The sequence below is a fragment of the Streptomyces sp. NPDC096311 genome (genome assembly GCF_044763085.1).
Lineage (GTDB): Bacteria > Actinomycetota > Actinomycetes > Streptomycetales > Streptomycetaceae > Streptomyces.
In genome coordinates, this window is the sequence record NZ_JBIWFN010000001.1 from 171713 (window position 1) to 189132 (window position 17420).

Consider the following 17420-nt stretch of genomic DNA (forward strand, 5'->3'; position numbering starts at 1 on the left):
TCTGCCGGATTCCCCCCGGGCGGCGACCCCGGAGAGCATAGGATCTCGAAAATATCGATCACGGGTCGCGCAGCCCGGGGGACTCCTTCCCGGAGAAGAGGGCGCTGCGGCCCCGTCGGCGGGGGAATCTGTGTACTTGGCGCATCTTCGGGTCGAGAACTTCCGGGTCTTCGGAGCTGCAGCCCAGAGCGAGGGCGAGACGGACGCGTCGCTTGACCTGTCGTTCACGGCCGGGACGAACGTGCTCGTCGGCGAGAACGACAGCGGGAAGACGGCGATCATCGACGCGATCCGGCTGTGCCTGCAGACCGCGGCGACGGATTACTACCGGGTCTCCCAGGACGATTTCCACCTCGGGAAGGACGGGCGGGCGGAGACCTTCACCATTGTGTGCGGGTTCACGGCCCTGTCGACCGAGGAGCAGGCGGTCTTCCTGGAACTGCTCACCCACGACCGCGGCGGCGCTGCCTGGCTTTGCGTGACGTTCAAGGCCCAGCGGATGGACCCGGTCCGGAGCCGGGTCTCGGTCACCACCCGGACCGGACCGGACGGCAACGGCCCCGCCCTGGACGGCGCCGCACGCGAACTCCTGCGCGCCACCTATCTTCGCCCCCTTCGCGATGCGGAGGCGGAACTGCGCTCGGGCCGCGGATCACGGCTGTCCCAGATCCTCGCCGGCTACCCGGCGATGAAGGACCAGGGCATCGATGATTACGACCCCGAGGGCGACGACCCTCCGTCCACTCTGGTGGGGATCCTGCGCCGCGCCGAGCACGACATCCGCGACAACAGTGCCGTTTCTGATGTGAGCCAGGACATCAACTCGGCTTACCTGCAGCGGTTTGCCATCGGCGACGACGTCCTGCGCGCCAAGATCAGCGTCGCTACAGACGCGACGCTGGCCCGCGCGCTGGAACGGCTTGAACTGAATCTCTTCGCTGAGTCCGACGAGTGGACGCGCCGCGGGCTCGGCTACAACAATGCCTTGTTCATGGCCGCAGAGCTCCTCTTGCTGGGCAAGAGCGAACTGGCACCCCTGCTGCTGATCGAGGAGCCCGAGGCGCACCTCCATCCCCAGCTCCAGACCCGGATTATGGACCTGCTCCGCGACAAGGCCCAGGGGCCGCAGGAAGGCGGCAGGGCCCCGGTCCAGGTCATCCTCACCACACACAGCCCTAACCTTGCCGCGTCGACGTCCGTCGAGTGCCTGACCCTCGTTGTCCGGGGCCGCACCTTCCCGCTGCGGCGCGGTATCACGCGCCTGACCGGCGAGGATTACGCGTTCCTGACGCGGTTCCTGGACGTCACCAAGGCCAACATGTTCTTCGCCCGGGGGCTGGCGATGGTCGAGGGCGACGCCGAGGCAATCTTCCTGCCCGCTCTCGCCGCCGTCCTGGGCATGCCCTTCAACGAGCACGGTGTCAGCGTGGTCAACGTCGGCCACGTCGGCCTGTTCCGGTACAGCCGTGTCTTCCAGCGCTCCGGCGAGCAGATCTCCGTCCCCGTTGCCTGCATCCGCGACCGCGACCTCGTTCCCGCCGGCACCCCGGAGGAGATGCGCGGCGGCCTGAAGTGCTGGGACGAGATGACGGAGCAGGAGATCGCCGCGCACGTCGCGGACCTCGCTGGCGACGACGACGGGCCGGTGAAGACCTTCGTGTCGAACTGGTGGACTCTGGAGTACGACCTCGCCGTCACCTCCTGGACCATGGCCAGGCTGATGCACCGGGCGGTCAAGCTCGCATCCGTTGCAGAACGGTCCTGGCCGGACGCCGCCAAGACCGAGCAGGTCATCGCTCGGGCCGACAGGGATATCGACGAGTGGGAAGGCCAGGGTCTCACTCTGGAACAGGCCGCCCTGAAGATCTACAGACCGCTCAAGCTCGACAGAGCCAGCAAGTCGATCACCGCGCAGTTCGCCGCGCAACTCCTCGCCTCCACTCCGCTGACGGAGAGCGACGTCCCGCCCTATCTGGTCGACGCCTTCAAGTACCTGTGTGGCGAGGTGGCCCCGTGACCGGCACGTACCTGCCCGATGCCTTCGCCACGCACAAAGCGGAGGCCATGGTGAAGCTCCTCGGACTCGACCCGCTCGACGCCGAGCAGTGGGACTTCCTGCAGAGCGAGACCACACAGGACCTCCAGGCCGCTCCGGGGTCGGGCAAGACCACCTTGATCGGGCTCAAGCTCGCGCTCATGGCCGACGCATGGACCTCCGTGACGCGCGGGGTGTGCGTGCTGTCCCACACCAACACGGCCAAGAACGAGATCGCCGACCGGGTGGCCTCCCTTGCTGCGGGGCGGAGCCTGCTGCGCTACCCGCACTTCATCGGCACCATCCAGTCCTTCGTGCACACCTTCCTCGCGCTGCCGGCCGTGCGGGCCAAGGGCGTCGAGGTCCGGTCCGTCGACGACGCGGCTTTCGAGACCGCAGCGATCCGGCTCCTGCAACACCCTGACTACTCCACCCTGCGCAGTTACGTGGAACGCCAGCGCGACGGCGCCAGCATCGTGACCGGGGCGACGTTCACCTACAAGGACAGCGAACTCGTGGTCACTGGCGCGACCAGGGAACCCCCCTTCCGCGCCGAGACAACCAGCGGCCAGCAGTTGTCCAGCCTCAAGTGGACTCTGGCCCGTCGAGGTGTCTTCCGCTACCTGGACATGTACGCCATCGCCCAGCAGTACCTCACCGAGCACCCCGGCATCGTCCCGGCCGTCTCCACGCGCTTCCCGTTCGTTCTCCTCGACGAGATGCAGGACACCAGCGCCACCCAGCACGAGCTGCTGGACCTCGTCTTCGCCTCCTCGCCCACCGTGGTGCAGCGGGTAGGCGACACCAACCAGGGCATCTACAGTGACGCCGGCGCCCTGCACGGACCCGCCTCGGTGTTCCCGCTGTCCGGCGCCGCGGAGCTGCCAGTCAGCCGCCGCTTCGGACCGCAGATCGCAGCAGTGGCCAGCCGCTTGGCCGTCCGGCGCCCTCAGCAAATCCACGGAGCCGGTCCCGACGGCCAGGTGGCGGTCTTGCTGTTCGACGAGGCCACAGCAACCGACGTCGTGCCGACCTTCGAACGCATGGCCGCCGTGATCGTCCCCGAGGACGTCCTTCTCAGGCGTCCGCCGCGTGTGCTGGGCGCGCGGCAGGGGCGGGGAGGCTCCCAGGCTTACCCGCAGTCGATCTCCTGCTACGTGCCCGGCTACACCCCGCCCGGCCGCCCGACGACGCACCGCGCCCTGATCGACGCGGCCCGCGCGGCAGGGACCCAGTGGAGGTCCGGCGCGGACAGCCACGAAGCGGCCACCGAGTTGTGGAACGCCCTGCGCGCGTCCTTCACGCCCCTGACCGGCGAAGGGCTGCCAGCGCTCGGCCGCCTTGAGAGGTCTGCGGCGACCCCCGGCGGCAGGGTGCGGATCCTGCTGCGCGAACTCCTCGTCCACGCGCTCGCGTTCGACGAGACGGGCTGGGGCATGATCACCGAGCAGCTCACCGTCCAGATGAAGCTGCTCGCCGACCGGCCGCTGAAGGCCGTCAGCCTTGAGTTCACCCCCGCGGCCGAGGCGGCCACAGCAGCGGGCGGCATCCCCAGGAGCTCCGCCGCAGTGCCGGCAGTGCGGGCCGTACCCGGGACCATTCAGAGCGCGAAGGGCGAGACCCATGCGGCGACGCTGATCCTGGAGTGCCTTGAGAAGAACGGCAAGAAGTTCGACGTGACCGAGGCGCTCCGCATGATCGCTGAGGGGAGCGACCCCCAGCGGGAGCTGAAGAGTATCCAGGCTGCTGTGCAGCTCGTCTTCGTCGGGGCGACACGCCCCACCCACCTGCTGGTGCTCGCTGCCCACCGCGACCGCAGCAAGCGGTACGCGGAGGTGATGATCGACGCGGGCTGGGACGTCCGAGACCTCACCGAGCACTGACCCCTGCATCCGTCCGTCTTTCTCGCGGTAGCGGCGCATGACCTTGGGGCCGGGGCCCATCCGCCCTGTTTCTCCATGCCGGCGTCGCGGTTGCCGACGCGCGCGGACTCGGTCACCAGCCCGCGGCGGGGGCTGTGCCCAGTGGGCCGGATGTCCAGCTGGGTGCGGGCGACGATGCGGGTGAGGACGTCGCCGACGATCACGGGGTCGAAGCCGCCGGACAGGACGGTCTTCCAGCGGCTGTGTACCGCGCGGAACGCGAACGAGTCGGGGGCGACGTCCCGGCCCAGCTCGTCCTTCCAGCGGCGCCAGGCCCTCACCGGGCAGAGGTGCGCCCGGGAGCCGTACGGGACCTCGACCGTGCGCGGGGCGATCTTGGACACCCGGACGTCCACGATCAGCCCGCGGCTCTCGGGGTCCTCGGTGATGGCCTCCTGCAGCTGGAGCTTGAGCTAACACCGCGCGGTGACGGCGACCCCGGACAGAACGCGGTCGATGGTGGCGGGGGCGGTCAGCTTGCCGGGCGGGCTGGAGCCAGCACCACTCCACGAACGCCACCAGCGTCCCGGACCGGACGGCGGCCGGCGGCAGTTCGGCGTCGGCGCAGAACTTGAGCCAGGTGCGCCAGTCGGCGGCGTAGCCGGTGCGGGTGCTCTCGGGGCGGTTGTTCTCGACGTGGGCGGTCGCCTCGTGGTCGATCCGGGTGAGGCGGGCCTCGGTTCGGGTCGTAGTGCTCGCCGTGACCGACAGATCCGCAGTTGTCATGGTCTCCCTTGAGCGCCCGTCGCGCCCGTTTTCCGTAGCGGAGTTTGTGTCGTCTGGATCCCCTACATGTGAGCGGTGGCGGCCACGGACAAGCGCGGTGTTCAACAACCGATCGGTTCATGGACAACAGCGGCAGCCATGGCAGGACCAGCTTCAGGTGTCCAGCCGGCCGATCCTTCCCATGCCGAAGGAGAAACCGTCGCGGCGGGCAGGATGTCCGGATGGACGCAGGGGTGGCCGCAGTCATCGCGGGGATCGCAGGAGCCGGAGGAGCAGCAGTCGGCGGACTGTGCGCTGTGTGGGGAGCACGGATTGGCGTACGAGGTGCCGCGGACTCGGCCCGACAGCAAGTACGCGACCAGGCGTACGCCGAACACGGACGGTGGTTGCATGAGCGCCGCATCGACACGTACGCGGAGTTCCTAAACGTCTGGGACACCGCCGCCCGGTCGCTGCGTCCCGCGTGGGAGACCATCGACCGCGTCGCCCACCTGGACGCCCCCGACCACGACGACTACGTGCGCGTCGCCGAAGAGTTGCTGACGTCGGTCAAAAACGCTGCGGTCCCTGTGGAGGCGATGCTGGAACGGGTGACGATGGTCGGCCCGGCGCCGGCGCACGCCGCCGCGGACGTGATGGTCGCTGCCCTCCATGAGATGCGCTGCGAAACGGAGACGCGCGGTGCGTGGCTTGCCGATCCGGACAGCAGCATCCCCAACCGCGGCTGGGAACCATGGAACGCAAGTGACCGTCAGGCGATGGGTGCACGGCAAACCTTCGTCGAGGTCGCCCGCGCCGTACTTGAAGCAGCACCCCAGCCGCCCGCTTAACCCCGCCGGGTTAGTTGGTGGTGTTGGCGAGCATCCGGCGGACGGCCTCCAGGCGCTGACGACAGCCGCGCCCCGCACGCAAAGCGCCCACCAGTGCGGGCATTTGGCGATCATAAATTAAGCGGGCATGCTATGTTGACGCTCGTTCGGTAAGCGACTAGCCCTCTGAGGGGGGATCATGGCTGGTGAGGTCACGCCGTCGCGGTGGGCCGTTGAGCAGTTTGGTGATCGCGCTGCAGATGTGATGCGGCACGTGGCTACCGGCCTGGCACGTGGCCAAAAGGCGGCCCGGTTGGTTCAGGTGACGGCCGAGTCCGCAGGGGCCGCCGACAAGCGTCCCTACGGCAGTATGTGGGCCACGCGCTACCACCAAGTCGTCTCGCAGTTCGACTTGGCTTCGCTACCTGGCTACGAGGCTCACAAGCCCAAGGGGGCGTCGTACAGCCTGGCGGTGGTCAACGGGCGGGTATTGATCCCCTTCCGGCACGCCACGTCACTGAAGGAGCCGATCTCCTGTGCGAAGCTGAGCACGAAGATCCCTCAGAAGGTGTCCCGTGACAACGGCGTAGACCCTGCTCCGAGTCTGTTCGACACTCCGAGCGCCGCCGAAGCGGAGGCGAACCCAACGGTGGCCGAAGCCGCCGTGGCGGCCAAAGCGGAGAAGCTGACAGTGATCTACGTTGCGTATGTGGCCAACGCCGACAGCGACGAGATTTTGGCCGCCTGGTGGGGCACGCCCTTGTCCCTGGAAGACGACGGCACCATGCGGTGGGAGCCCGAGCGGCTCGACATGAGCATCGCTACCGCGGAAGACTCCAGCCGTTCTCGCAATGATCTGCACGATGCTAGCGCTGTCATCCCTACACAGGGCTGGGCCGGGGGCGAGGTGCCTTCGCTGAATGTCACGCTCCGCGTCGAGGACAGCAAGCATCCGTCCGCCGAACAGGAACCAACGAACCCCGAAGCAGAAGACGGCGATGAGTGAGAAAACCCAGCCACCGCTGTTCACAGCACCAGGTAGCCGCAGCGCTCGCAGAGGCCGCGCTGGTCTGGAACAGCCATCCCCGGCCGCAGTACACGAGGCATTCGATCCCGCCCGGCTGGCCCAGGCGCGCAGCCTCCTGGGGATGACGAAGAAGCGTCTGGCCGATGAGCTTGGGGTGACCCCGGCCGCGGTGAGTCAGTACGAGATGGGCACCAACCGGCCTCGCCCTGACCTCCTGCCACGGTTGGCAGAGATCTTGGATGTGCCGTTGACGTACTTCTTGTCGGGGCGCCCCCATGCACGGCTGGATCCCTCGGCTGCGCATTTCCGCAGCCTGCGCAGCACGCGGTCCTACCAACGTGCCAAAGCCATCGCGTTCAGCGAACACGCATGGGAGCTGACCTATGCACTGGAGAAGCGTGTCCGGCTCCCGGTGGTTGACCTGCCCGGCTTCGCCGGCGGGGAGGTCCTCTCGGGCACCGAACTACCCAGCGACCCAGTTTCCGCCGCCCGAGCACTACGAGTCGCGTGGGGGCTGGGCGCCGGGCCGATCACCCACCTGATCCGGCGGTTGGAAGTGCGCGGAATAGTGGTGATCACCCCGCAGCGCGACGAGGACCTGCGATCCGTCGACGCCTTTTCCACATCGCGCCTTCCCCGGCCGTTGATCGTATTGACTCCGAACAGGACCAACGACGTCTACCGGCACCGCTTCAGCGCAGCCCACGAGCTGGGTCATCTGATCTTGCACGGCGACGCTAGCCCTGGTGACATCGCCCAAGAGCGTGAAGCCGACACCTTCGCAGCGGAGTTCCTCACACCCCGCGAGTCGATCCTGACCGAGCTGCCCGCACGAGCCGACCTGCACAAGTTGTCGCAGTTGCGCGACACCTGGGGAGTATCGGTGCACTCCCTGCTGTACCGCTGCCGAGAACTTGGTCTCCTGTCGGACTCTTCGGCGAGCCGTGCCTATCAGCGCCTGCACGGCCTACAGGGGCAACCCGGTTTCGCTCCGGACCCCCTGGCTGGCTATCCCAGCGAGCAGCCCACGCTGCTATCCCAGGCATTCGCCCTTGCCTGCGACAACGGCCTGACAATCACGGAATTGGCACGTGAACTGGCCTGGAGCGTGCGACAGGTTCGTCGAATGCTCGGCGACGAGGAAGTCCGGCCGGCCCTCCGGCTGGTCGGTAGCACGCCCTAAGCTCGCGCCACCGGCACGAACGCAGGTGCCCCCCGTCTGCTTGACCAGTGGGCTCAGCGCGAGGCTGTCCAGCGGGGCTGGTTGAGCACAACCAGCCCCGCGCCCCGTCGACCAATCGACCGCTGTCTGTCCGGCGTGGTCAAAGCACGCTTACAGCACGCGGAGCAGGGCGTTGTCCTCCCACTGGTCGACGAGTTCGAGGTAGCCGGCCCGGTACGGCGTGGACTACCCGGAGCGGGACTACTTCGCCCTGGAGACCCCGGTGGTCGCCGAGGTCCGCGAGGAGTTGGTCGAGCGGGTCGCCACCGGGCAGGACGTGGTGCTGGACCACGGACTGTAGAGGCGTGCCGCCCGCGACGAGTGGAAGAAGCTCGTCGAGGAGGCCAGCGGAAGTCCGCGGTTGCTGTACTTCCCCGTCCCCCGCGAGGAGTTGCTGCGGCGCCTGCCGAGCGCAACGAGCGGAAGGACGCCAACGCGCTGACCGTCTCGGAGTCGGCGCTGGAGGACTTCTACGCCCGCTTTGAGCCCCCTCACGACGAGGGCGAGGAGATCATCGAGCCCGGCTCCTTCTGACCCCCCGCGGGCGTTGGAGGCCGCCACGTGGCGACCAGTCGTGTCGCCTCCGCCTACCGCACCCGCCGCTTCACCCAGGTGCCCCGTCTGAAGAAGGTGCCGCGGGTGCCGACCCCTGCGGACCGCAATCCGCCAAGCCGTGGCGGCCCGGCACCTCCACGGTGATCTCCCGGACGGCCTCCACCACCTCGATGCGAGTCATCGCGGCCCGCTGCGGCCTTGACCTCTTCGGCCGAGACCTCCGCGGGGTGCATGACCCACTTCACCTCGATACTCGCTGCCCGCGCCACCAGCCGCTCCTCCGGCGGAAGCGCCAGCCGGGCCCTTCCAGAAGAGGCGCTGCGAAGTACGAACGGCGTCCCTGTGGAGTCCCGGTCGTGTCTCCTGGGAGGCGCCACCCGTCATCCCTGCACAGGAGAGTCCTCCGATGGCCTTGTGTGCGACGCCAGTGCGGCACTGCCGGGGCGCGCACGAGACACCGTGGGGACGTGCGCAGAACTCCAAGAGGTACACCGGCATCGATCGGCGTCTTATCGGTGTCCCCGTCGAGTCTCGTTCGTGTACTGGTGAGTCACCTCGGCGCGCTTCCTTGGCCAGACGGTTCCGCTCGTTCTCCTCACGCCGCTGGGCCTTCAGCGCCTTCCTCGCCGCGGCCTCGTCCATCTGCTTCGCCCACACCCGCTGCACTCTCCGAGGAGTCGGCATCCCCGCCACCAGCGCCTCCTACAGGCCGACCGACTTGAGCATGTTCAGCAGGATGTCGGTGTTGCCGATCGCAGTCTCCAGCGCCTCCCAGGCCGCTTCCAGCTGTTCGGCGTGCGCGGCCAAGGTGTCCACGTCGCCCTGGGCGACGGCGTCCTGACTTGCGGCGATCACGTCAAGCAGCAGGTACAGGCCACTCGCCGCGTGTGCGGCGGCCAGCGGGATCGGCCCGGTTCCATGGTGCTGGGCCATCAACCTGAGCGGCGTGCCGGCCCGCCCCAGCCAGGAGGACGCCGCCCAGCTCGCGGACAAGGAGAGGCTGCTGCGGGAGAAGGACACGATGATCGCCGACCTGCGTCAGCAGGTATCGAGGTGTACGAGGTGGGCTGGACCGGGTGACGGTCCCGGCCGCCCGTACGCACTCGGGTTCACGGCCACGCCCGACGCGTCCGGACAGTGCTGCCTATGCCATCAAAGGACCCTGAACCGAAACTTCCCGAACCTGGTCGATGGAGTAGCCGGCTCCGGCCCGCCCAACAGCCGGTCGCTGCTCGTTGCCGTCCTCGGACTCCCACCACTCGGCGGCGATGCGCAGCGCGTGGGCGTCTGAAGTCCTAGCCCGCTCGTACGACCACAGTTCGTAGCGCTCCTGCGGCTTGCTGAGGGGATGGTACGAGCGCAGGTTGCATACGATCACACCAGTGCGGTCCAGGTCACTTGCCAGATCGTCGGGCGGCTGGAGGTCGGTGCCGTAGAAGGGATTTGCTGCCAGGAGGCCGACAACCCAGTCTTCCTCGCCCCAGCGTTGATCGGCGGGCTCGATGATGTACCCCAGCACTTGCAGCGGGATGCGGCCGTCGAAACGTTCTCGGGTGACTGACCGTTCGACCAGCGGACGAAAGTAGCTGCGGCTGGGGACGTCGAACTGCCGGTAGAGCTGCTGCAGTGAGCCAGGGTCCAACGGTATTCCGATGAGCTGGAAGGAGACATTGCAGCGCATGACGTGGCGTGTTTCTTCTGCGGAGATGCTGCCTGACACGGTGTAGAAACCGCCGTCACAGACTTCGAAGTAGACGAACTCCTCGCTGTGGTGGGGATCTTCAAGCTCACTGGTCCGTTCTTCCCAGTTCCTGAGGGCCTCGGCAAAGCCATCGGCGCCACAGCCATGCCAGTTCCGGCCATGCTGCTGGATGCTCCACTGACTCCGCTCTCCCATCCACCCCAGTTCGTTCAGCGCGTCAAGGAGGCGGAAGAGGTCAGGCTGGCCCCATGCGGTGCATGGCATATCCAGGCACACGCCGCTTCCCGCAGCCGGCACCCAGTCGACATCGGGCAGGTCGAGGCAGAAGACCCCGGGGCTGAACCCTCCTGCTCCGTAGAACCATGGCACCGTGTCCCCGCTGCCGTTGAGCAGCCTGTAGCGGCTCACAGGCAGCTTCCCTGCCGTCTTGCGCGAACTGCGGGCGGCCTCCTCGGCCCCACGCTCCCTTTCGCCGCGATGGACACGCCCGTGGACAACGAGCTCATCGTGTTTCAGGCGAAGAAGGCGGTCCAACTCCTGCGGAGCCCTCAAAGCCCTGAGGATGTCGACCTCGTCGAAGACGAGGACCAGCCCATCCCTGCGGTCCCCGACGATCGCCTCGTCCGCTTGCTCGGTGATCCCGGACATCGTGAACAGCAGAGCCACAACAGTGCCGTCCAGACGGCCCAGGCGGCTGCGGACCGCATCGACGACCTTGGATCCAGCAGGTCGGCGCTCCCACTTCGCTTCGACGAGATAGTGCCGGCTGTGGGAGATGACCGCGAAGTCGGTCTGCCGGGGGCGCGCCATCCTCGGATTGTGCACGACCTGGTAGTGAGCCCGTCGAAACATCCGCTCCAGCAGTGATTCGAGCTTGTAGCCGCGGCGCTGCGCGTCGGAGACCGACCGCAGGGCGGCCAGATCCCGGAGCAGATCCGACTCATGCCAAGACTCGGTCTCGAGGTCGTCGTCCGCCGCGTCAGGGCGTTCCTCTTCATGGATCGCCATGACTGATCATCTTGGCGCACGGCTACCACAACGCCGCCCCTCCAGCGGGGCCGGCTGCCCCAGGGCACCCACTCGTCGCTCAAGGCCCGTCATCACGCGGTGGCGGGCTTCCCCTATGCGTTCGCCGACGGGTACATGTCCGCGAACATCTCAGCCGGGAACAGCTCGCCGCGATGCTCGGCCAGGAACGCGAACACACTCCCTGTCGGGATCAGATCCCGACACGTCTCCCCACACATCCGGCCCGACCATCTCGCCGCCCCCCCCTGACCCATCGCCACACAACGAGTTCTGGCCCTGCCGCGTCAGCGGCAGGGCCAGAACCCAAGATCTCCATCAACTTCATAGGCGGGTGCGTCCCGGCTCCCGGGTGGGAGACAAGTGGGAGATGATCATGGCGTGGTGATGCATTCAGGCGCTAGGAAATGCTAGATGGCGCCGCCCTCCCGCCCCCAACGACAGCCCCCTAGCCCCCCGATTCGGCTGCGTGAGGACTGATCACATCGGCGCTGACCAGCGCGATGATGACGATGCCGAGCGCGATCCGGTACCAGACGAACGGCATGAAGCTCTTGTGTGAGATGAACTTCATGAACCACGCGATGACGGCGTAACCGACCGCGAACGCGATCACCGTCGCGAAGATGGTCGGCCCCCACGCCACATGGCCGTTCGCGGTGGCGTCCTTGACCTCGAAGGCACCCGAGGCGAGCACGGCCGGCATGGCGAGGAGGAAGGAGTAGCGGGCCGCCGCGGCGCGGGTGTAGCCCATGAAGAGGCCGCCGCTGATGGTCGCGCCGGACCGGGAGACGCCGGGGATCAGGGCCATCGCCTGGCAGACGCCGTACAGCAGGCCGTCCTTGACGTTCAGGTCCTCGAGGGCCTTGCGCTGCTTGGGTGCCCGGTGCTTCCCGCCGGTCTCGTCACGCGCCGCGAGCCGGTCGGCGATGCCGATGACCACGCCCATGACGATGAGCATCGTCGCGGTGATCCGCAGATCGCGGAACGGGCCCTCGATCTGGTCCTTGAGTGTCAGGCCGAGCACGCCGATGGGTATGGAGCCGACGATGACCAGCCAGCCCATCTGGGCGTCGTGGTTCCGGCGCATCTCCTTGTTCGTGAGCGAGCGGAACCACGCCGCGAGGATCCGGCCGACATCCTTGCGGAAGTAGATCAGTACCGCCGCCTCCGTGCCGAGCTGGGTGATCGCGGTGAAGGCCGCTCCGGGGTCCTCCCAGCCGGAGAACGCCGCCGTCAGGCGCAGATGCGCACTGGAGGAAACGGGAAGGAATTCGGTCAGCCCCTGGACGAGTCCGAGGATGAGGGATTCAAACCAAGACATGAAGTGAGGTGGTCCAAGCGCTGATCGGAAAGGGTGACGGGCACGCCGGGCCGCTGTGTGCGGTGATCACGGGTGTTGGTGGCAGCGTAGCGTCCCCCAAGGACGGCTCGGCCACAGGGGTTTCGTGCGCAGACAGTGGTCGGGCGGTGGTCGGGCGGTGGACGAGCAGTGGGCGGACGGCGGCAGGACCTGGCGGGCGGGCCGTGACGGTCCTGTGCCGGGCCGGTGGGCAACGTTGTCCACGGGGTGACCGGGGTGTTGACCTGCCGCTGGACCGGCACATACGTTGCAGTAGAAGAGAAAGCGCTTGCTGCTGCCGGTTCCGTCTCGGTGACACCATGCGTTGGCCAACGTCTGACGTCACGTCCGGTGGAGCGCTGATCACGTACATGAGTAAGAGCACCGAGTCCGCCCCCAACCGTCCCGCGAGCCCGTTCGAGGGCCGCCGTATCCGGGCCGCTGTCATCGGTACGGGCGCCATCGCGCGCGGGAGCCATGTTCCCGCGCTCGCCCGGCTCGCCGAGGAGGGCGAGACGGAGATCGTCGCCGCGGTCGACATCGCGGAGGACGCCGTCCAGAAGTTCTGCGCCGAGGCGGGCATCCCGCACGCGTACACCGATCTGGACCGCATGCTGGAGGAGCAGCGGCCGGACCTGGTCGCGATCTGCACCCCGCCGACCCTGCACCGCGACCAGACCGTCGCCGCGCTGCGCGCCGGAGCCTGGGTCTGGTGCGAGAAGCCGCCGGTCCTGACGCTCGCCGACTTCGACGCCGTCGAGGCGGAGGAGGGGAAGGCCGGGGGCCCGTACGCGGCCATCGTCTTCCAGCACCGGTTCGGCTCGGGGTCCCGGCATGTGCGGCGCCTCATCGCCGAGCGGACCATGGGCCGCACGCTCGTCGCGCACTGCCAGACCACCTGGTACCGCAACGCCGAGTACTACGCCGTGCCCTGGCGCGGGCGATGGGAGACCGAGGGCGGCGGGCCCGCGATGGGGCACGGCATCCATCAGATGGACCTGCTCCTGGACCTGATGGGGCCGTGGAGCGAGGTGCGGGCGATGGCCGGGCGTCTGGTGCACGACGTGGAGACGGAGGACGTCTCGACCGCACTCGTCCGCTTCGAGAGCGGCGCGCTGGCCACGATCGTCAACAGCGTCCTGAGCCCGGACGAGGTGAGCCGCATCCGTATCGACTGCGAACGCGCCACCGTCGAGCTCACGCACCTCTACGGCCACAGCAACGACAACTGGCGGATCACCCCGGCCCCCGACGTGTCCGACGAGGACGTGGCGGCCTGGCGTGACTTCGGTACGGACGTGCCCAGCTCGCATCTGGAGCAGCTGCGGGAGCTGGTCGCGAGCATGCGCGCGGGTGAGCGGCCGCGCAGCAGCGGCGCCGACGGGCGTACGAGTCTGGAACTGATCACCGCGCTCTACAAGTCGGCGTTCACGGACACGACCGTCCGCGCGGGGGAGGTCGGGCCCGGGGACCCGTTCTACACGGCCCTGCACGGGGGCGCGCCGGGCTGGGCGCCGCCTGCCGCGTCCGCCGGTGAGTCCGCGTCCACCGTGAGCCAGGAGGGGTCGGCATGACCGAGTCCGCGCAGGGTGCGCTCCGTATCGTCCACGCTCATGGCGATCGCATCACGATCAGCGACACGACCACCGGCGTGGAGCTGTTGAGCTACGTCTACCGGCCCGAGGCGGCCTGGGAGGCCCCCAAGCCGTATCTGCACCCCCTCAGGACGCTGGCCGGTGACATCGTCACGGACTACCGGCCCAACGACCACCGCTGGCACAAGGGCCTCCAGATGACGGCCTCCCACCTGTCGGGCTCCAACCTGTGGGGCGGCAACACGTACGTCCACGGGGAGGGATACCTCGAACTCCCGGAGCGCGTCGGGTCGATGGCCCACGTCGGCTTCGACGAGGTGGTCTCGGACGGGAGCCGCGCGGTCATCGCCGAGCGCCTCACCTGGCATCCGTACGACGGTGAGCTGTGGGCCGAGGAGGAGCGCCGCGTCGAGGTGCACGACGTCGATCCCGCGTCGGGTTCCTGGGCGCTGACCTGGACGACCGCGGTCACCAACCGGCGGGACGAGGCGCTGCGCTTCGGCAGCCCGACCACCGCGGGGCGGGAGATGGCCGGCTACACAGGCCTGTTCTGGCGCGGACCGCGTGCCTTCCGGGACGGCCGGATCGTCGGGCCGGACTCCGAAGGGCCCGGCCTGATGGGGCAGCAGGCGCCCTGGCTCGCGTACTGCGGCGAGCACGACGGCGCCGACGGCCACGCGACGCTCGTCTTCGCGCACGGTCCCGAGAACGACCACACCGGGGAGGGCGGCGCCCACCCGGCCCATTGGTTCGTGCGCAACGATCCGTTCGCCGCCGTCGCCCCCTCGTTCGCCTTCTTCGAAGAGCTCGAACTCGCTCCCGGCGCCACCCTCACCCGCCGCTACCGTGTCGTCGTGGCCGACGGGGCCTGGGGACGCGAGGAGGTCGCCAAGTACCTGGAGGAGCACCCGTGGTGAGCGGCGCGCACGAGACCCCGGTGTTCACCGGGCTGCCGGGCGCCGTCGCCGTCTCGCACCTCTGCGTGTACGACTGGCCCGCCCCCGACGGAGTCTCCGGCGGCACCCCCCATCTGCACCTGACCTGTTCGGAGGCGTACGTCGTCACCGGCGGGCGTGGAGCGGTGCAGACGCTGACGACGTCCGGGTACGAGGTCACACCGCTCGAACCCGGCATCGTCGCGTGGTTCACACCCGGCACCATCCATCGCCTGGTCAACGAGGACGACCTGCGCATCACCGTCCTCATGCAGAACAACGGCCTCCCCGAAGCGGGTGACGCCGTGCTCACCCTGCCTCCGCAGTACCTGACCGACCCCGAGACGTACGCGGCCGCGACGGTGATCCCGGCCGACGCGCCCGAGGCCGAGCAGGAGCGGGTCGCCCGGGCCCGGCGAGACCTCGCCCTGGAGGGCTACCGGGCGCTGCGCGCGGCGGACGGGCCCGAGCCGCTCGCCGCGTTCCACCGGGCCGCGGCCGCGCTGGTGCGGCCCCGGCTCGCCGCGTGGCGCGAGCGCTGGCGGCGCGGTGCCGAGGCCGCCGCCGCGGCCACGGGAGAGCAGCTCGACCGGCTGGAGCGGGGCGACGTCTCCCACCTCGCCGACGCCCTCGTGCGGGCCGAACAGCCGTCCGCGCACGGCAAGTTCGGGATGTGCGGACGGCTCGACGTCTACAAGGGGACCGATTAGCCCCTACGGGGGTTCTTCCGGGCCCGCGCCGCCGCAGGCCCGTCCCTGAGCCGGTGCAGGCTCGTTCCTACGCCACCGCAGGCCCCGTCGCCGTCCAGCCCGGGGTCTGCGGGTGGGCCGTCAGGTCGCCGTGCTTGACCACCTCGCCGCACACTCGGCACACGACCTGCGGGACCAGCTCATGGCCGCAGGTGTGCTCCAGCACCATGGGACGGAATCCGCCCTCCTGGAGATGGCGGTCGCCCCACGCCATCAGCGTGTGCAGCACCGGTTCCAGTTCCAGACCGGCCCGGGTGGGCCGGTACTCGTAGCGCTTCGGGCGGTCGCTGTACTCGACCTTCTCCAGTACGCCCGCGTCGACGAGCCGTTTCAGGCGGGCGGTGAGCACATCGCGCGGTGCGCCGATGTTGCGGACGAGCTGGTCGAAGCGGGTGGCGCCGAGCGTCACCTCGCGCAGTACCAGCAGGGAGTACTTCTCGCCGACGAGAGCGAGGGTGTCGGCGATCGAACAGGGGCGGGCGTCCTTCATGCCACCAGTCTAGGGGGTGGGTTGGTTTGTCCAACCCGCTGAGTTACTCTTGAGTCACCTAGTGGGTTTGGAAAACAAACTCGGTGAGTTTGGAGATCAGCCATGCGTGACGCCGTCATCGTCGAAGCCGTACGCACCCCCATCGGCAAGGGCAAGCCGAACGGCTCCCTCGCCCACGTCCACCCCGTGGAGCTCCTCGCCCACACACTGCGCACTCTCGTCGAGCGCTCCGGAGTCGATCCGGCGCTGATCGACGACGTCATCGGCGGCACCGTCAGCCAGGTGGGCGAGCAGGCCGCGAACATCACCCGCTACGCGGCACTCTCGGCGGGCTTTCCCGAGACGGTGCCCGCGACCACCGTGGACCGCCAGTGCGGCTCGTCCCAGCAGGCCGTGCACTTCGCGGCCCAGGGCGTCCTGTCGGGGGCGTACGACATGGTCGTCGCCTGCGGTGTGGAGTCGATGAGCCGCGTGCCGATGGGCTCGAACGTCCGAGGCGCCGAGGATCCCTTCGGACCCGGGATCGCGGCGCGCTTCCCCGAGGGCCTGGTGCCGCAGGGCATCAGCGCCGAGCTCATCGCCGCCAAGTGGGGCCTGTCACGCGCACAGATGGACGCCTTCGCGGCGGGCTCGCACCAGAAGGCGGCCACGGCCTGGGCCAACGGCCTCTTCGACGCCGAGGTCGCGCCCCTGGAGGGCGTGACGCGCGACGAGAGTGTCCGGCCCGCCACCACCACGGAGATACTCGCCGGACTCAGGCCCGCCTACTACGACCCGGCCTACGCCGAGCGCTTCCCGCAGATCGACTGGTCCGTCACGGCGGGCAACGCGAGCCCGATCAACGACGGCGCCTCGGCCGTGCTGATCACGTCGAGCGAGACCGCGGCCAGGCTCGGCCTGCGCCCGCTCGCCCGCCTGCACAGCTTCGCCGTCACCGGCTCCGACCCGCTGCTGATGCTCACGGGCGTCGTTCCGGCCACCGAGAAGGTGCTGCGCAAGGCGGGGCTCGCCCTCGGCGACATCGACCTCTTCGAGGTGAACGAGGCCTTCGCGAGCGTCGTTCTGACCTGGCAGCAGGAGACGGGCGCGGATCTGTCCCGGGTCAATGTGCACGGCGGGGCGATCGCGCTCGGCCACCCGCTCGGCGCGAGCGGCACCCGGCTGACGACCACCCTCGTGCACGCGATGCGCGAGCGCGGAGCCCGCTACGGCCTGCAGACGATGTGCGAGGCGGGCGGACTCGCCAACGCGATGGTCATCGAGGCCGTGTAACCCCGGACGGCAC

At 68.8% G+C, this 17420-nt stretch carries 13 protein-coding genes; 9 read left to right on the forward strand and 4 right to left on the reverse strand.

The annotated features are described in order from the left end of the window. Positions 1-136 precede the first annotated feature (136 nt). The 5 genes from ACIRA5_RS00735 (at position 137) to ACIRA5_RS00755 (ending at position 7702) form a co-directional block, all read left to right on the forward strand. A complete protein-coding gene (locus ACIRA5_RS00735) occupies positions 137-2017 on the forward strand; it encodes an ATP-dependent nuclease (protein WP_403685990.1) in 1881 nt (626 codons plus the stop codon). After that, a complete protein-coding gene (locus ACIRA5_RS00740; protein ID WP_403685991.1) occupies positions 2014-3918 on the forward strand; it encodes a UvrD-helicase domain-containing protein in 1905 nt (634 codons plus the stop codon). The genes ACIRA5_RS00735 and ACIRA5_RS00740 overlap by 4 nt, the downstream gene beginning before the upstream one ends. A gap of 1151 nt (positions 3919-5069) precedes the next feature. Next, entirely contained in the window at positions 5070-5513 is a 444-nt protein-coding gene (locus ACIRA5_RS00745; protein ID WP_403685993.1) for a hypothetical protein, read from the forward strand. A 178-nt stretch (positions 5514-5691) separates the two neighbouring features. Further along, a complete protein-coding gene (locus tag ACIRA5_RS00750; protein ID WP_403685994.1) occupies positions 5692-6498 on the forward strand; it encodes a hypothetical protein in 807 nt (268 codons plus the stop codon). Positions 6499-6613: 115 nt separating this feature from the next. Next, a complete protein-coding gene (locus ACIRA5_RS00755; RefSeq protein WP_403687171.1) occupies positions 6614-7702 on the forward strand; it encodes a helix-turn-helix domain-containing protein in 1089 nt (362 codons plus the stop codon). Between the two features lie 1296 nt (positions 7703-8998). Here the strand turns inward: ACIRA5_RS00755 and ACIRA5_RS00760 are convergent. From ACIRA5_RS00760 to ACIRA5_RS00770, 3 genes are all read right to left on the reverse strand, one after another. Continuing rightward, entirely contained in the window at positions 8999-9316 is a 318-nt protein-coding gene (locus tag ACIRA5_RS00760) for a DUF6245 family protein (protein WP_403685996.1), read from the reverse strand. Positions 9317-9440: 124 nt separating this feature from the next. Beyond that, positions 9441-11006, reverse strand: a complete 1566-nt coding sequence (locus ACIRA5_RS00765; RefSeq protein WP_403685997.1) for a restriction endonuclease — start codon at positions 11004-11006, stop codon at positions 9441-9443. 466 nt (positions 11007-11472) lie between these two features. After that, positions 11473-12348, reverse strand: a complete 876-nt coding sequence (locus tag ACIRA5_RS00770; protein WP_403685998.1) for an undecaprenyl-diphosphate phosphatase — start codon at positions 12346-12348, stop codon at positions 11473-11475. A gap of 389 nt (positions 12349-12737) precedes the next feature. Here ACIRA5_RS00770 and ACIRA5_RS00775 point away from each other — a divergent pair, with 389 nt between their 5' ends. The 3 genes from ACIRA5_RS00775 to ACIRA5_RS00785 are packed head-to-tail and all read left to right on the forward strand — an operon-like array spanning position 12738 to position 15606. Further along, positions 12738-13940 (forward strand): Gfo/Idh/MocA family protein, encoded by a 1203-nt coding sequence (locus ACIRA5_RS00775; protein WP_403685999.1) that lies wholly within the window; start codon positions 12738-12740, stop codon positions 13938-13940. After that, positions 13937-14878, forward strand: coding sequence for a PmoA family protein (locus ACIRA5_RS00780; RefSeq protein WP_403686000.1), 942 nt, complete (start codon positions 13937-13939; stop codon positions 14876-14878). Before ACIRA5_RS00775 ends, ACIRA5_RS00780 begins: the two co-directional genes overlap by 4 nt. Then, entirely contained in the window at positions 14875-15606 is a 732-nt protein-coding gene (locus ACIRA5_RS00785) for a cupin domain-containing protein (RefSeq protein WP_403686001.1), read from the forward strand. The genes ACIRA5_RS00780 and ACIRA5_RS00785 overlap by 4 nt, the downstream gene beginning before the upstream one ends. 67 nt (positions 15607-15673) lie before the next feature. On the opposite strand, the gene ACIRA5_RS00790 is transcribed toward ACIRA5_RS00785, so the two are convergent. Beyond that, positions 15674-16135, reverse strand: coding sequence for a winged helix-turn-helix transcriptional regulator (locus ACIRA5_RS00790; RefSeq protein ID WP_403686002.1), 462 nt, complete (start codon positions 16133-16135; stop codon positions 15674-15676). Positions 16136-16237: 102 nt separating this feature from the next. Here ACIRA5_RS00790 and ACIRA5_RS00795 point away from each other — a divergent pair, with 102 nt between their 5' ends. Further along, positions 16238-17407 (forward strand): thiolase family protein, encoded by a 1170-nt coding sequence (locus tag ACIRA5_RS00795; RefSeq protein ID WP_403686003.1) that lies wholly within the window; start codon positions 16238-16240, stop codon positions 17405-17407. The last annotated feature ends 13 nt before the right edge of the window (positions 17408-17420 follow it).

Coding starts and splice junctions, on each gene's coding strand:
- ACIRA5_RS00750 (WP_403685994.1), top strand. CDS start 5,692: ATGGCTGGTGAGGTCACGCCGTCGCGGTGGGCCGTTGAGCAGTTTGGT.
- ACIRA5_RS00765 (WP_403685997.1), bottom strand. CDS start 11,006: ATGGCGATCCATGAAGAGGAACGCCCTGACGCGGCGGACGACGACCTC.
- ACIRA5_RS00770 (WP_403685998.1), bottom strand. CDS start 12,348: ATGTCTTGGTTTGAATCCCTCATCCTCGGACTCGTCCAGGGGCTGACC.
- ACIRA5_RS00775 (WP_403685999.1), top strand. CDS start 12,738: ATGAGTAAGAGCACCGAGTCCGCCCCCAACCGTCCCGCGAGCCCGTTC.
- ACIRA5_RS00780 (WP_403686000.1), top strand. CDS start 13,937: ATGACCGAGTCCGCGCAGGGTGCGCTCCGTATCGTCCACGCTCATGGC.
- ACIRA5_RS00790 (WP_403686002.1), bottom strand. CDS start 16,135: ATGAAGGACGCCCGCCCCTGTTCGATCGCCGACACCCTCGCTCTCGTC.
- ACIRA5_RS00795 (WP_403686003.1), top strand. CDS start 16,238: ATGCGTGACGCCGTCATCGTCGAAGCCGTACGCACCCCCATCGGCAAG.